A 14,693-nucleotide genomic window follows, 5' to 3' on the forward strand; every position below is an offset into this window, starting at 1 on the left:
CTTGAATTTACCGTATAATCGCGCCCGTTTTTAACTGCGAGTAATACTATGTTTGAATTTTTAATTACCACTTCAAAAGGAATGGATTCTCTTTTATTGGAAGAGATTGCACAAATTTGTCCTGATGTGGCTCTGAAGAACAAACCTGGTCAAGTATTATTCACCGGTAAGTTAGAAGATGCTTATCAAGTTTGTTTATGGTCTCGTTTGGCCAATCGCGTACTTATTAAACTCGCAGAGGGTGAGGTTAATACCGCAGAAGATGTTTACCATATTGCAGACAAAGTGAATTGGCCTACTCAATTTGCCATGTCTAATACATTTATGGTTGATTTTAATGGTACCAATCAAAGTATAAACAACACTCAATTTGGTGCGTTAAAAGTAAAAGACGCGATAGTGGATCAATTCACAACCTTTTTCGACCAAAGACCTTCCGTTAGCAAATTGTCTCCAGATATTAGAATTCAAGCTCGTATGTGGCGAAGTATACTAGGTATTTACATTGATTTAAGTGGCCAAAGTTTACACCAAAGACATTATCGCCTAAAAACGGGTTTAGCACCTGTTAAAGAACATTTAGCAAGTGCGATGTTAATTAGAAGCGGTTGGAGTAAGCAAAAACACGCTACATTAATCGATCCTATGTGTGGCGCCGGAACCATTGCCATCGAAGCGGCAATGATGGCGGCGAACATCGCACCGGGAATAAAGAGAACAGCATGGGGATTTGATAGTTGGAAACAACACGATTCAGAGCTTTGGAACAACCTACAGTCCAAAGCTGAACAAGAATCAACTCAACCACAATGTGTCATTAAAGCAAACGACATTGATGGTGCAGTGCTGTCTATAGCCCGAGAAAACGCTGAGACTGCAGGTGTAAGCCAGTTTATTGAGTTTACCCAACAAAATGCATGTGAGTTAACACCTGGTGATGTAACGACAGGATATCTTGTCAGTAATCCACCTTATGGTGAACGCCTGAGTGATACAAAGCAGTTAGTTCCTATGTTTCAAAAATTAGGTATCCAACTAAAACAAAGTTTTAAAGAATGGCATATGTCTTTGTTAACCTCAGATCGTAATCTATTACGTGAAATGAAGTTAACTTCTAATAAAGAATACAAGTTAATGAACGGTAAACTAGAATGTTTACTGGTTAACTACCAACTTGATGAAAAGAATTGCCAAATAAGGGAAATAAAACCGTTATCAAACGATTTTATTAATCGTTTTTCTAAGAATGTACAAAAAACCAATAAATGGTTAAAGAAACAAAATACCAATTGTTACCGAATATATGATGCTGACTTACCTGAGTACAATGTTGCTATTGACCAGTATGCAGATCACCTAGTGGTACAAGAATACTCAGCACCTAAGGATGTGCCAGAACATAAGGCAAAAAAACGTGTTAATGAAATCATGCAATCTCTGGTACAAGTGACAGGTCTTGATTCTGACAAAATAGTTTTGAAAGTAAGAGAGCAACAAAAAGGCAAAAACCAGTATCAAAAAGTTTCTCAACGTAAAGAGCGTATAGAAGTGTTTGAGAACGGTGCTAAATTTCAAGTGAACTTGTTTGACTACTTAGATACGGGTCTATTTTTAGACCACCGAATAACTCGTCAAATGATTCAACAAAAGGCTAAACAAAAAGACGTCTTAAACTTATTTGCCTATACAGGTAGTGTTTCTGTACATGCTGCCCTAGGCGGCGCTAAATCAGTGACTACGGTCGACATGTCGAATACTTATATTGATTGGGCTAAAGACAACTTCAGTTGCAATAATTTGCGTGGAGCTTACGAATTTATTCAAGCCGATTGCTTAACCTGGCTTAAACAACATCAAGGTCATTATGATTTAATCTTTATTGATCCTCCGTCTTTTTCAAATTCTAAACGAATGGAGTCGACTTGGGATGTTCAGCGAGATCATGTTGCATTAATTGCAGATGCCGTTAAGTGCCTGAATAAAGGAGGTGAAGTGATATTTTCTAATAACCTTCGCCAATTTAAGATTGATACGGCTCAGGTTGAAGCATTAGGTTTGGCTATAAAGGATATCTCTAGACAAACTTTACCAGAAGATTTTAAACGTAACCCTAAAATTCATCATTGCTGGTCTTTGGTAAAACTATAATCTTATGAATATTATTTTGTATTCAGGTAAAGATTGTTGTTTATGTGACCAAGCTGAAGACCTAATCAATGGTTTGAACAATAACACCATTATTTTAAACAAGGTTGATGTTCGTTCTACGAGCGATTTATATCACCTATATGGCGCTCGTATACCGGTAGTGTTTCGAAGTGATACACAACAAGAATTACCTTGGCCATTTGATAGTCACCAATTAAAAGAGTTTTTATTTTGAGTTTAATGCAGTTAAAAAATGCCAGTATTATATTAGGCCATCCTCCTTTATTAAATGGTATCGAGTTAGTCATCCATCCAGGCGAACGTTTGTGTTTAGTTGGTAGAAACGGCTCTGGGAAATCCACTTTACTTAAAGTAATTGAAGGCGATATTAAGTTAGATGATGGTCAACGTATCGTTAACAACGATGTGAAGATTTCTCGATTACCTCAAGACCCGCCTTCAAGCGTAGAAAGTACTTTATTTGACTATGTTGCAGAAGGACTTGCCGAAGTAGGGCAATATCTAAAAGCCTATTTTCATACGGCTGATTTGGTGGCAGAAGACCCGTCAGACGCTAACTTAAACAAACTAGAGCAATTACAGCACAAAATTGACCATCACAACGGATGGCAGTTTGAGCAGCGTATTCAACAAGTACTCACAAAATTACAATTAGATCCCCATCAGCAATTAAGTAATTTGTCTGGCGGCTGGAGAAGAAAAGCTGCACTTGCAAGAGCCATGGCAAGTGACCCAGATATATTACTCCTAGATGAACCGACCAACCACCTAGACATTGATATGATCAAATGGCTAGAAGAAGCCGTTAAAGGGTATGAAGGTGCAGTTGTCTTTGTTAGCCACGATAGAGCATTTATTAGAAGCGTAGCCAGCAGGATTGTAGACTTAGACAGAGGAAACCTTGTTAGTTATCCAGGAGACTACCAAGCTTATTTAGATCAAAAAGCTCACGACCTTGAAGTTGAAGAGAGTCAAAATGCCTTGTTTGATAAAAAACTTAGCCAAGAAGAAACCTGGATAAGGCAAGGTATTAAAGCACGACGTACCAGAAATGAGGGTAGGGTGCGTGCACTCAAAGCTTTGCGAGTAGAACGTTCACAAAGAGCCAATAAATTAGGTAGAGCAAAAGTTACTGTTAGTGAAGCTAAAAGTTCTGGAAAAATCATTTTTGAAACAGAAGATTTGCACTACGTTATTGAAGATAAACTGATTGTAAAATCCTTAACCAGTACCATTTTACGTGGTGAAAAATTGGGATTAGTTGGCCCAAATGGGTGTGGTAAAAGTACCCTGATTAAGTTGTTCTTAAGTAAACTACAGCCCACGTCTGGAACAGTGAAATCCGGCGCAAACATAGAGGTGGCATACTTTGACCAGCATAGAGATCAGCTTGACGGTGAGTTACGCGTAATCGATACAATTGCTGATGGTAAACGAGAAGTGACTGTCAATGACAAAACTCGTCATGTCATGAGTTATCTTCAAGATTATTTGTTTACACCAGAGCGCGTTAATTCACCCGTTAAGTCACTTTCAGGTGGTGAAAAGAATAGACTGTTACTGGCTAAACTCATGCTAAAACCTAGTAACTTATTAATATTAGATGAACCTACAAACGACTTAGATGTAGAAACATTAGAACTATTAGAAGATACTATATCCAACTATCCGGGCACTGTAATTTTAGTCAGCCATGATAGAGAGTTTGTGGACAATGTTGTGACCAGTAGTCTGTATTTTGAAGGTAAAGGTGAAATTAGAGAGTTTGTAGGTGGATGTACAGACATTTATAGCTGGTATAAAGACCAAGCTGCACAAAATAAAACAAAAACTGAAACTAAATCCAATTCAAAGAGTCCTAAACCCAAAGCTTCTGAAGCAAAAGGTAAAAAGCTTTCATATAAGCAACAACATGAATTAGAATCGTTACCTTTAGAAATTGAAAAACTTGAAGAACAGATTTCTCATTTGCAAAACGAAATGAACGAACCTAGTTTTTTCAAGCAAGAAGAATCCAAAACCGCACCATTAGTAAATGAGTTGGCTGAAAAAGAATTACTGTTAAGCCAGTCTTATGAAAGATGGGACGAAATAGAAAGTATGCTCGAATAATATAAGTAGTAAGCAGGATTATAAATGATTAAAACAAGGTTGGCCGTTGCATTATCTTTGGCCCTATTAAGTGTATCGAATGTTTACGGTGCAAAATACAAAGTAGTTGAATTACCTGTTGTTGATAAAGGCTACAATAGTTTTCCTAGTGCGATTAACGAAGCTGGTGAAATTACAGTTAATGTTAGAACACCTTATAACTCGCCTATTGATATCGACTTACTTGATTTTGAGGAAGAAGCATTTACCGCTAATTTAACGGATATAGATGCTGCCATGGCAGGTAACTTCAATCTGGCAGACTATTCGTACGTAATGTCAGGCCTTTCAGACAATCAGTCCTCTCAATTTGTGCAAAAAATTGCCAACATTACCAGTTATGTTGCCACGCCTGAAGATACTGTTTTGATTCCTGGCTTTGGTAGTAAAAATAGTAATAATGAATACATGTTAGACACGGGTACTTTGGTCAATGATATAAACGATCTTGGTTATACAGTTGGCCGCAGTCAGGGTGGTTTTTATAAACTTCCTTATGTTTTCGCAGAAGGTACCGAGAATGAGCTAGCTGTCACCTTTATATTAAGTGATTTTTCTGCCCATGGCTTTGCCGATGTAAATGGTAACGTCGTAGACTTAGCACCTATTGATACTACTTTAGGTGGCGTGAGTGATGTGACAGGTATTAATAACAACAACCAAGTTGTAGGTTTCGGTACGACAGACTTTGACTCTGAAGGACTACAAGCCTCTATCGATGCTTGTATTGATGAAGAGCTAAATGATGAAGGTGTACTTCCTCGAGGCGATCTGCCAGTAGAATCATGTGTATCTTCTTTGTTTACCGGCTATGCATCTGAAGTTGCAAGCCACTCGCAAGTAAGAGGCCTAATTTGGCAACTTGATAACGATGGAAACATTATCGACACCAAAGAATTAGGTTTATTGCTTACTCCTGATGCTGATGATGAAACAAAATACTCTAGTTCTGCTAGTGCTATCAACGATAATGGTATTGCAGTTGGTCAATCTCCAGGTGAGTATGTTTCTGGTAGCACAACCGCAATTAGAAATTATGCAGTCGTTTATAACGGCGATGACGTGATTAATATTACGCCCGATGTAGAGTTGACTGTTGCTCGTTCTTCTTCAAGCCTAAGTACCGCAACTGACATTAACAACAGTGATTTGGTTGTTGGTTTTCAACCTAAGTCAATTAATGGCTCATTTAGAACTAAGTTTTTTGTATATGACGTTAATAGCGCTCAGTTAACTTTTCCTGATGACTTTTTCCTTGGTTCATCAAGTGTTGCGTTTGACATTAATAATAATGGTCAAGTAGTGGGTTATGGTGAAATAGAAGCAACTCAAACCACAAGGCGCACAGCTGGTTTTATTTATGACCATGGAACAAAAGAGTTTAGTAATTTAAATGAGCAAATTGGATGTGAGGCTGAATACTCCATCGTTCAGGCGAATGCCATCAATGATAATGGTGAAATAGCGGCAACCGCACTAATACAGGCGCCTTTGCGTAATGTACTCGGTGACTTACTGTTAGATGATGATGGAAATGAAGTGTTACGTGAGCAAGTTGTCGCAGTAAAATTAGAACCTATCTCAGGCGGAACAATCGATGATTGTGGAGAGATAGTAAATGAAGCCAATAGAGAACGACAAGGTGCCAGTCTATTCTGGTTAATGCCTATTACCTTGTTAATTCTATGGATCAGAAGACGTAAATTAAACTAAAATTTATCAGTAAACTAATATAAAAAAACCTGCAATTAGCAGGTTTTTTTATAACTATAGTTTGCACAATCAGACTATATTTCATTTTTGTTTCAAAACCCGTTTTTTATAAAAAATTGGTTTATAGTAAAAAAAAACAAGTTTTCAAAGAGTTAAAAAATGTCAATTAAAAAAGTTATTATTTACTATTGAACCTACCGGCACGATCCTCTATTTCTATTGATGTGGTTACTTGAACCATATAAGTCATTTATTTTTAAGAGAGGAAACTCAATCAATGAAAAGACAGAAGCGAGACAAACTTTCAAGAGCACATTCAAAAGGCTACCAAGCAGGCATTTCCGGACGTTCAAAAGATAATTGTCCATTTCAGACTTCAGGTGCTAGGTCTGAATGGTTAGGGGGATGGCGAGAGGCCATAGGTGATCGAAGTATAGGATTGATGACCAAATAAAAAATAAGCCCCAATTAGGGGCTTTAGTTTTTAGGATACAAAATATGGTGAGTTAGAAACTACTCGTATCTTGAAACAATCCTACTTTTAAGTCTTTCGCTTGATATATCACACGACCGTCTACTGCTACTGTTCCGTCACCAAGACCCATATATAATTTACGTTTAATAACCCGCTTCATATCGATTCTGTAGGTAACTTTTTTAGCAGTTGGGAGTACTTGTCCAGTAAATTTGACTTCACCCACACCTAACGCTCTTCCTTTACCCGGTCCACCGCACCATCCTAGGAAGAAACCAACTAATTGCCACATTGCATCTAGTCCTAAGCAACCTGGCATTACTGGGTCTCCTGGGAAATGACAATCAAAAAACCAAAGATCTTTATTTATGTCTAGTTCAGCAACAATGTAACCTTTACCGTACTCACCACCTTCTTCAAAAATCTCAGCAATTCTGTCCATCATTAACATGTTAGGAGCTGGTAATTGGCTGTTTCCAGGACCAAATAACTCCCCCTGGCTGCAAGATAAAAGTTCTTCTTTGGTAAAACTATTTTGTTGTATTGTCATTCTATATACTTAGGTTAATAATCTTGGTGCGTAATTTAGCGAACACTTGTACGCTAAACAACTCTGAACAGTGATTTTTTTACTTTTTTTTGTATAAATTTTAAAAGGACTCTCTTTGAGCAACAACTTAAAAGCTAAACGCAGTGCAAATGCCGAAAAACAAAAACGTTTTCGTGATAAACAAAAAGAGAAAGGCATGAAACAAGTAAGGGGATATGTATCTCCCGAAGCAATGCAGTGTTATAAAGAAATTTCCGACAAAACTAATTGGACGGATAGTGAAATCTTAACTAATTCTCTACGTATTACCTATGCAGCATATAAATGTGGACAAATTAAACTGTTAAATGAGTGGCTTAAAGACAATGATAAATAGGTGATGATATGAACAAACGTCAATTACCGATAAGGTCATTTCGAGTTTTTGAGGTTGACGTTTTAAGAGGGGCGGCTATCGTCCTAATGATTATGTTTCACTTCGGTTATGATCTTACTGCATTTGGTTGGACAAATTTTAAGACGAGTATTGAAATTGAGTGGCGTATCTTTAGAGTCGTAATTGTAACGGCGTTTTTGCTCGCGGTAGGCATGAGCAGTTATTTAAGCTATTACCAAAATATCTGTTTGAAAAAACTAACTAAATCGGTAACGAAATTATTGTCTGTAGCAGTTCTTATTTCAGCTTCTAGCTATTTTTTATACCCTAACAGTTGGATATATTTTGGGATCATACATTTTATAACCCTAGCTTTACTATTATCGGTAATCTTTGTTAACACTCCTAATTTAAGCTTAATCGTTGGATTATCGATATTATTTACTTGGTATCAAGGATGGTTATCCTTAACTCCGCTTTGGACTTGGAGTGTCGCCCATTTAGGTATACCTCAGCAAACAGTTGATTTAACCAGATTTTTCCCATGGTTTAGTGTGGTATTGTTCGGTATTTTCCTAATGCACAATAATTTGTTTGGCATTAAACTACCGAAGAATCGATTTAATAACAAAATGGCCAATTTAGGAAAACGCTCATTAGTGATTTATCTTATTCACCAACCCATATTGTTCGGCTTATTCATGCTTACCGATTTAATTGTTCGTTAAACATCAGCTAGCGAGCATAGCCATTAGGTAGAATATATCTACAATTTATAATGTTTTAATCGGCACACTCATTAGGAAATCATCAGCTGTTATAAACAGTTGGTCTTCGTTTGTCGTTAACGTGCAATTCGATGTGTTTTGGCCGGTTCTAATAATGGCTAATAGTTTAGCCTCTGGAGAAAACAACCAAACGCCCCCTGGGCCAGTCGCAAAAATCACTCCACTAGAATGGACCGACAAACCATCAGCACCGCCTTTATGCCCCTCAGTATTTGCTCGTTGATTACCATCATAAAACCGGCGTTTGTTTTCCAACAAGCCATACTCATTCACATCGTAAGCTACCCAATGTTGATCCTGTTTATCTGAAACAGCAACATAAAGAGTTTTTTCATCAGGTGATAAACCGATTCCATTTGGAAAGGTTAAGTCCTTATCAAGGAGACTAAGTTCTCCTTTATTATTTAATCTGTAAACGCCACTAAACGGCAACTGCTGTAATCGGTCTGGATCAGTTTTATTAAGACCATAAGTAGGATCCGTAAAGTAAATATCCCCATTGGTGTGTTGGACTAGATCATTGGGGCTGTTTAAACGTTTGTCACCAAAGTGGCTAACTTGTGGAATAAATTTATGTTTGGGAGCTGATATTGGCGCGTCCATGATGGCTATTTGCCTCGCCCCTTGTTGCATGAGTACTAACTGCTTATCGTTGTTAACTAAAAGGCCGTTCGAACCTCCGCCCTTATGATTCGGATCATAAGTTAAATATCCTGGGTTTAGCATATAAGTACTAAGCCCGTGTATTGGGTCATACTTCATAATTCGGTTCATAGGAATATCAGAAAATATTAGATAATTTCCATCTTCAATCCAAGTTGGCCCCTCGATCCAAGTGAAGCCTTCTGCTCGAATCGTTACTTTTAAATCTTTATCTATATATTTAAGTGCTTGTGTATCAAAAATTTCTACAAAACCCGCTTTCTTAGTTACGCCTGGCAAAGAATTGGGAGTGTAGTTAGTTTCTAGTTGAACTTGATTAGATTGACACGAGGAAATAGCAGTTGTAATAGCTAACAATATAAGTAACTTTTTCATGTAATGAGCCCACAGGTAAATTACTTTTATTTGGCTCAAGCCTGAGCCAAATAAAGTAGAGTAAACGAAATTGTTTAAGCTTCTTTAACAAGTGCTTTTTCACCAGGTAGTCTTACTCTTTCAATTTTCCCGACTAAGAATAAATAAGAACAAAACCCGATACCTGCTAACGAAGCGATAAAGAATAGAGCAGGGCGGAAGTCTCCGTCTGTTACCAAGAAGCCAATAACTACAGGCACAATGACGCCAGCCAAACTACCGATGGCATTCATACACCCGCCGACTAAACCGATTAGTTGTTTAGGTGCCAACAAAGAGACAAAGATCCAAGCTATAGAAGATAAACCATTACCAAAAAATGCAATGGATAAGAATGTGATGATTAAGGTTGTATCGTCAGTGTAATTTGCACCTATGATAAACATTGACAACAGCATACCTAAAATCATTGGCGCTTTACGAGATACTTCCTTAGACACGCCTTTTCTAACCAAAAAGTCAGAGAAGAAGCCAGAAATTAACACACCACAAAAAGCCGCGATAAATGGAATTGAAGCCAAAAAACCTGATTTAATAAAATCTAATCCTCTATATTCAACCAAGTATGTGGGGAACCAAGTTAAGAAGAATATAAGTGTCCCACCTAAACAAAACTGACCAATATAAATGCCCCAAAGTTTTTGGTTTGAGAAAACTATTTTTAAATTTTCCTTCGTTAACTTAGACTCTTCTTTTGTTTCTGGTTGTTCTTCAACAACTTGTACTTCATCTTGATTTATGTGATCAAGTTCTGCTTGGTTAGCGCCTTTATGGTCTTCAGGGTCACGATAAAATATATACCATATTGCTGCCCACACAAATCCAACTAAACCTGAAACAATAAACAAACCTCTCCATCCGAAAGCATCTTGGATGACGACTAACAATGGCATCAAAAATGCTAAACCAATAAATTGGCCAGAAGTATAAATTGCAATGGCTGAAGCACGCTCATTTTCAGGGAACCAACTCGTGACAATTTTGTTGTTACAAGGGTAGGATGGCGCTTCAAACACACCTATGGCCATCCTTAAGCCAACTAGCGCACCAAAGGAGCTCACTAATCCTTGGATTAGTGTAGCAGCTGACCATAAGACTAAAATAACGGGGTATAGAATTCTTGCCTTTACGAAATCTACTACAATGCCACCAGGGATTTGACAAACAGAGTAAGTCCAACCAAATGCTGAAAAAATTAATCCCATTTGAATCGAGGTTAACTGCAAATCATCGGTTAACGCAGCGGCCGCAACTGAGATATTTGTGCGATCCATGTAATTAATAACGACACTTAAAAATATTAATCCTAATATTTGGAATCGTGTACGTGTTGGCTTGCTGTTATCTGTTGCCACTGTCTGCATAATGTTCACTCTTATTTATAGGTTTTTATTGAGGTGCGATATACTTTCTGACTTACCAGTTGGTATAAGATCCGTCTTTTTTGATTAATCTTGGAGCTTCCCAAAATTTAAAGTCCAAATTTTTAATTAAGTCTTCATTAACATCAATGCCTAAGCCAGGCTTGTCAATTACTTCAAATGCGTTATTTTTCACTAAAGGACGATCTACAAAAAATCGGTCGAAATCTGACATGTCGCCATCATATGGATTAAGCTCAAGCCAAGCCATATTGCCTATCGCGGCACAGTAATGAATAGAAGCGGCAGTACAAACTGGACTTAGTGGATTATGCGGCATCATGTCTATATAGTGAGATTCACACATAGCAGCAATTTTCATTGATTCAGTAAAACCACCGGCATTACAAATATCTATACGCCCATAATTGGTAATATTTTTCTCAACGTAAGGAGCAAAATCCCACTTACTTGTAAATTCTTCTCCTATAGCAAAAGGAACATCACACATTTGACGTAACGCTTCATATGCAGCAGGGGACTCATCGCGAATTGGTTCTTCAATAAAATCTAGTGTGCCTCTTGGCATACGCTTAATAAAAGAAACGGTTTCAGGTACCGATAATCGATGGTGATAGTCCATACCAAAGATAACCTCATCTCCTAAGGCCTCTTTAGCTTTAGTTAACCATTTAGCAATAAGTACTAAATTTTCGCTTGGTTCTAAAACAGTTGGTTTATCTGCTACTCCATTTAAACCATGAGTTGTTCTAATAACGTTCCAGCCTTCACTTTTTAACTTTAAAACATCTTCAATTAGCTCTGGCCCCATAGGTTTTGCACTAGTTGCAAATAATGGAATATGGTTTCTTTGTTTACCACCTAGTAATTGATATACAGGAACATTTAGACTTTTAGCCACTAAATCATGTAAGGCAATGTCTATCGCAGCAATTGCTGCGGCTAATACACGGCCTCCTTCAAAATATTGGCCTCTGTACATCTCTTGCCAAAGCGCACCAATTTGTCTTGGATCACGACCTATTAAGAATTCCCGAAAATGTTGTACAGCTCCTATGACTGCTTTTTCTCGGCCAGAGAGTCCAGACTCTCCCCAACCATATACGCCTTGATCGGTTTCTACTTTAACCAAACAAACATTGCGCATTCCAGCCCAAAAGCCATAAGCTTTAACATCGGTAATTCTCATTTAACACCCTAATTATTGAAAATGTTTTGACCAGTACTGGCCACTGTTATCTATATGTTTATTTAAGGTTGTCATTACAGCGTCTACGTCTCTATTTTCAACACCAGTTAAAATTTCATGATGTTCAGCGATACTTTGTTCAAAACGTCTTGCTGAAAAACCTAAATTTGCGTGAAACGCTTGTAACATCAACCTGTTTTTACACCACATGCCAAAGGCACGTTTGTTATAATGATGGCTATACATTAAGGCATGAAAATCCGCATCTAATTCACGATATCGCACAAAATCCGAAGGTGACATCTCAGACATTTGTTTTAGAATACCCTTCAAACTATCTAACTGTTCATTGGTATGTTCGTTCACAAACCATTCCATTAAATAAGGTTCTAGTAATTCTAAAATTTCAAATACATCTCGCATGGTATGAAATTCAAATTTAGTTACTCGAGAGCCACTGTTAGGTAACACGGTTACAAACCCTTCACCTTGTAACTGCTTTAATGCTTCTCGAACTGGGTTAATACTTGTGTTGTATTGTTTTGCCAGTTGCGTTGTAACTAACCTGTCACCGCTTACTAAATGTCCTTTAGCGATATCGCCTAAAATTTTTGTATAGATAGAGTCTTCTTCGGAGATCAACTTATTATCAGTTGGTACGATATAATCTCTTATCGTCATTACATTATCCTCAATGAATTACACACAATTTACTAGATCTTAAAAATAATCACAATTAAAAAGTCAGTTTTATTTATATAAAAACGAAGTTTTGTAACAAAAGTGACTAAAAACTTAAAGAATTGTAGCTTTATTGAAAGACTTAATTTTTTTATAAAAAAGTAAAATTAAGCAATACTTATTAAAAAGCACTAAATGGCTAAAATAATGGCCAATATTGGTCATCTACAACCTCTTAATGACCAATATTACATTATCTTGATGGAGGAGGGTTAGTGTAACTTTAGTTTGGTCCCTACTAAGTTACTTACCTTTCGACTGAGTAGTACCAATATGCCCTTAAACCAGCCATGCACAGCAAATTGATGCATATTATAAAGTGAAATATACACCAACCTAGCTAATCGACCTTCTATAAACATACTACTGTTAGATAGACTACCCATTAATGAACCAACCGTACTGTATTTACTTAAATGTACTAAAGACCCGTAATCGGTGTACTTATAAGATTTTAAAGGTTTTTCTTTAAAGGTATTGATAAGGTTTGTTCCAACAACTGTAGCCATTTGATGGGCTGATTGGGCTCGTGGTGGTACCCAAGTTCCATCTAACTGTTTAAATCCACAACAGTCTCCAAGGACATAAATGTCATTATCCACTGTACTTGCTAATTGTTGTGTAACAAGGATTTGTTGTGCTCGATTAGTTTCAAAGATCCCCAATTCTTGAATGAAATCGGGAGCTTTAACACCTGCTGCCCACACCATTAAGTCAGCTTCGATCAATGTGTTTTCACTTGTCATAAAACCATTATCTTCAGCGCTAGCTACTCGGGTTTCTTCTAAGACATCTATACCAAGCTTTCTAAGTGCTCCTCTTGCTGAATTTGCAATGCGCTCCGGTAGTGCGGGCAGAATTCTTTCACCTGCTTCAATAATAGAAATTTTTAATCGATCTGCGGACATTTGAGGCATGCCATAAGAACGCGCTAAATTGGCAACATGGTGTAACTGTGCTGCCAACTCAGTACCCGTGGCACCACCACCTACAATGGCTACTTTTAAGTTCTTTGCATCATCTATTTGCTGATTGATCCTTAATAGTTGGTTTAATAACGCTTTATGAAAACGTTCAGCTTGCACTAAAGAATCCAAAAAATAGCAATGTTCACTAACACCAGGGGTTCCAAAGTCATTACTCACACTGCCGATTGCTAGAACAAGGTAATCATAGGTAACCGTTCTTTCAGGAAGGAGTAATGCTCCATTCTCATCAAAATGGGCATCTAATTTAATCGATTTTTCAGTAGGATTTATATGACTCATACATCCTAATTGAAATTGATATTTTAAACGAGCTGCATGAATTCTATAGTCAACACCGTCAGAGTTTTTATCAATTACGCCGGCAGCCACTTCATGTAATAGAGGTTTCCATACATGGGTGGGGTGGCGGTCTATCAAGACGATCTCCGCCAACTTTTGTTTTCCTAAGGTTTTACTGAGTCGGCTAACAAGCTCTAAGCCACCTGCGCCACCTCCTACAATTACTATTTTTTGCATAATAAGTCCTAAAGAGTTTTGAAAATAAAATTGTGGCAGTCAAGTTTCGTTGTTCAGCAGTAGAATGGAAAACAAGATAAGAAACGAAGATATTACGAATATTTGTGCCATCTAATGATGATATTTTCTAATAATTCCAGCGTAAAGTCCATGTGATTTAGTGTTGATAACGCCATTAACAAAATACTTACAAGTATGTTACACCTGATGTACAGCCCAATTTGAATTGTGAATACATTAATTCTTGAATTATGTATTGCAAATATTTTTGAAAAATGTACCCTATTTTCAAAATGCAAGTTTCGGGTATTAATAATGGAAAAAACTAAACGTAATAATATTTCTAAACATGGTGGTCAAAGGCAAGGGGCAGGGCGCCCAAAGATTGCCCAGCCGAAACAAAGTATTAGTTTACGGCTTCACCCTGAGGTTATTGCCTGGATTGATAGTCAACCAGATAATAGAGCTGAAGTAATTGAAAAACTTGTTAGGGCGCAAAAGGATGAGCAACTTGATATGTTTAATTAATAATGAAATCTTTAAAAACCCTAATAAAATTAACTAATTGACAAATATA

General features: G+C 37.2%; 14 protein-coding genes. 8 read left to right on the plus strand and 6 right to left on the minus strand.

The window, feature by feature from the left end; translation table 11 throughout:
• Window positions 1–48: 48 nt before the first annotated feature.
• The 5 genes from rlmKL (at window position 49) to rmf (ending at window position 6,487) form a co-directional block, all read left to right on the plus strand.
• Window positions 49–2,148 (plus strand): bifunctional 23S rRNA (guanine(2069)-N(7))-methyltransferase RlmK/23S rRNA (guanine(2445)-N(2))-methyltransferase RlmL, encoded by a 2,100-nt coding sequence (gene rlmKL / locus ACSHXM_RS01905; RefSeq protein WP_435687031.1) that lies wholly within the window; start codon window positions 49–51, stop codon window positions 2,146–2,148.
• 4 nt (window positions 2,149–2,152) lie between these two features.
• Window positions 2,153–2,383 carry a glutaredoxin family protein gene (locus ACSHXM_RS01910; protein WP_435687032.1) on the plus strand — a complete coding sequence of 77 codons (231 nt, stop codon included), beginning with the start codon at window positions 2,153–2,155 and terminating at the stop codon, window positions 2,381–2,383.
• Window positions 2,380–4,281 (plus strand): ATP-binding cassette ATPase Uup, encoded by a 1,902-nt coding sequence (uup, locus tag ACSHXM_RS01915; protein ID WP_435687033.1) that lies wholly within the window; start codon window positions 2,380–2,382, stop codon window positions 4,279–4,281. The genes ACSHXM_RS01910 and uup overlap by 4 nt, the downstream gene beginning before the upstream one ends.
• Before the next feature lie 24 nt (window positions 4,282–4,305).
• Window positions 4,306–6,033, plus strand: a complete 1,728-nt coding sequence (locus ACSHXM_RS01920; protein ID WP_435687034.1) for a DUF3466 family protein — start codon at window positions 4,306–4,308, stop codon at window positions 6,031–6,033.
• A 277-nt stretch (window positions 6,034–6,310) separates the two neighbouring features.
• Complete coding sequence (gene rmf, locus ACSHXM_RS01925) at window positions 6,311–6,487, plus strand: ribosome modulation factor (protein ID WP_435687035.1); 177 nt, start codon at window positions 6,311–6,313, stop codon at window positions 6,485–6,487.
• A gap of 52 nt (window positions 6,488–6,539) precedes the next feature.
• Here rmf and fabA read toward each other — a convergent pair whose 3' ends face one another.
• Window positions 6,540–7,058 (minus strand): 3-hydroxyacyl-[acyl-carrier-protein] dehydratase FabA, encoded by a 519-nt coding sequence (gene fabA / locus ACSHXM_RS01930; protein ID WP_235310645.1) that lies wholly within the window; start codon window positions 7,056–7,058, stop codon window positions 6,540–6,542.
• Between the two features lie 196 nt (window positions 7,059–7,254).
• Between fabA and ACSHXM_RS01935 the strand changes: the two genes are divergently transcribed.
• On the plus strand, window positions 7,255–7,434 hold the full coding sequence (locus tag ACSHXM_RS01935; RefSeq protein WP_435687075.1) for a hypothetical protein: 180 nt from the start codon (window positions 7,255–7,257) through the stop codon (window positions 7,432–7,434).
• 8 nt (window positions 7,435–7,442) lie between these two features.
• The gene (locus ACSHXM_RS01940) at window positions 7,443–8,162 is read left to right on the plus strand and encodes a heparan-alpha-glucosaminide N-acetyltransferase (RefSeq protein ID WP_435687036.1); all 720 of its coding nucleotides are present in this window, start codon (window positions 7,443–7,445) and stop codon (window positions 8,160–8,162) included.
• A 45-nt stretch (window positions 8,163–8,207) separates the two neighbouring features.
• On the opposite strand, the gene ACSHXM_RS01945 is transcribed toward ACSHXM_RS01940, so the two are convergent.
• The 5 genes from ACSHXM_RS01945 to ACSHXM_RS01965 all read right to left on the minus strand — a co-directional run bounded on the left by ACSHXM_RS01945 (window position 8,208) and on the right by ACSHXM_RS01965 (window position 14,116).
• On the minus strand, window positions 8,208–9,260 hold the full coding sequence (locus ACSHXM_RS01945; RefSeq protein WP_435687037.1) for an SMP-30/gluconolactonase/LRE family protein: 1,053 nt from the start codon (window positions 9,258–9,260) through the stop codon (window positions 8,208–8,210).
• Window positions 9,261–9,334: 74 nt separating this feature from the next.
• Complete coding sequence (locus ACSHXM_RS01950) at window positions 9,335–10,663, minus strand: MFS transporter (RefSeq protein WP_435687038.1); 1,329 nt, start codon at window positions 10,661–10,663, stop codon at window positions 9,335–9,337.
• Window positions 10,664–10,715: 52 nt separating this feature from the next.
• Entirely contained in the window at window positions 10,716–11,870 is a 1,155-nt protein-coding gene (locus ACSHXM_RS01955; RefSeq protein WP_435687039.1) for a mandelate racemase/muconate lactonizing enzyme family protein, read from the minus strand.
• Window positions 11,871–11,882: 12 nt separating this feature from the next.
• On the minus strand, window positions 11,883–12,551 hold the full coding sequence (locus tag ACSHXM_RS01960) for a GntR family transcriptional regulator (RefSeq protein WP_435687040.1): 669 nt from the start codon (window positions 12,549–12,551) through the stop codon (window positions 11,883–11,885).
• A gap of 272 nt (window positions 12,552–12,823) precedes the next feature.
• On the minus strand, window positions 12,824–14,116 hold the full coding sequence (locus ACSHXM_RS01965) for an NAD(P)/FAD-dependent oxidoreductase (protein WP_435687041.1): 1,293 nt from the start codon (window positions 14,114–14,116) through the stop codon (window positions 12,824–12,826).
• Between the two features lie 315 nt (window positions 14,117–14,431).
• Here ACSHXM_RS01965 and ACSHXM_RS01970 point away from each other — a divergent pair, with 315 nt between their 5' ends.
• Window positions 14,432–14,644, plus strand: a complete 213-nt coding sequence (locus tag ACSHXM_RS01970; protein WP_435687042.1) for a hypothetical protein — start codon at window positions 14,432–14,434, stop codon at window positions 14,642–14,644.
• Window positions 14,645–14,693 lie beyond the last annotated feature (49 nt).

The organism is Paraglaciecola sp., assembly GCF_051252315.1.
Taxonomy (GTDB): Bacteria; Pseudomonadota; Gammaproteobacteria; order Enterobacterales; family Alteromonadaceae; genus Paraglaciecola.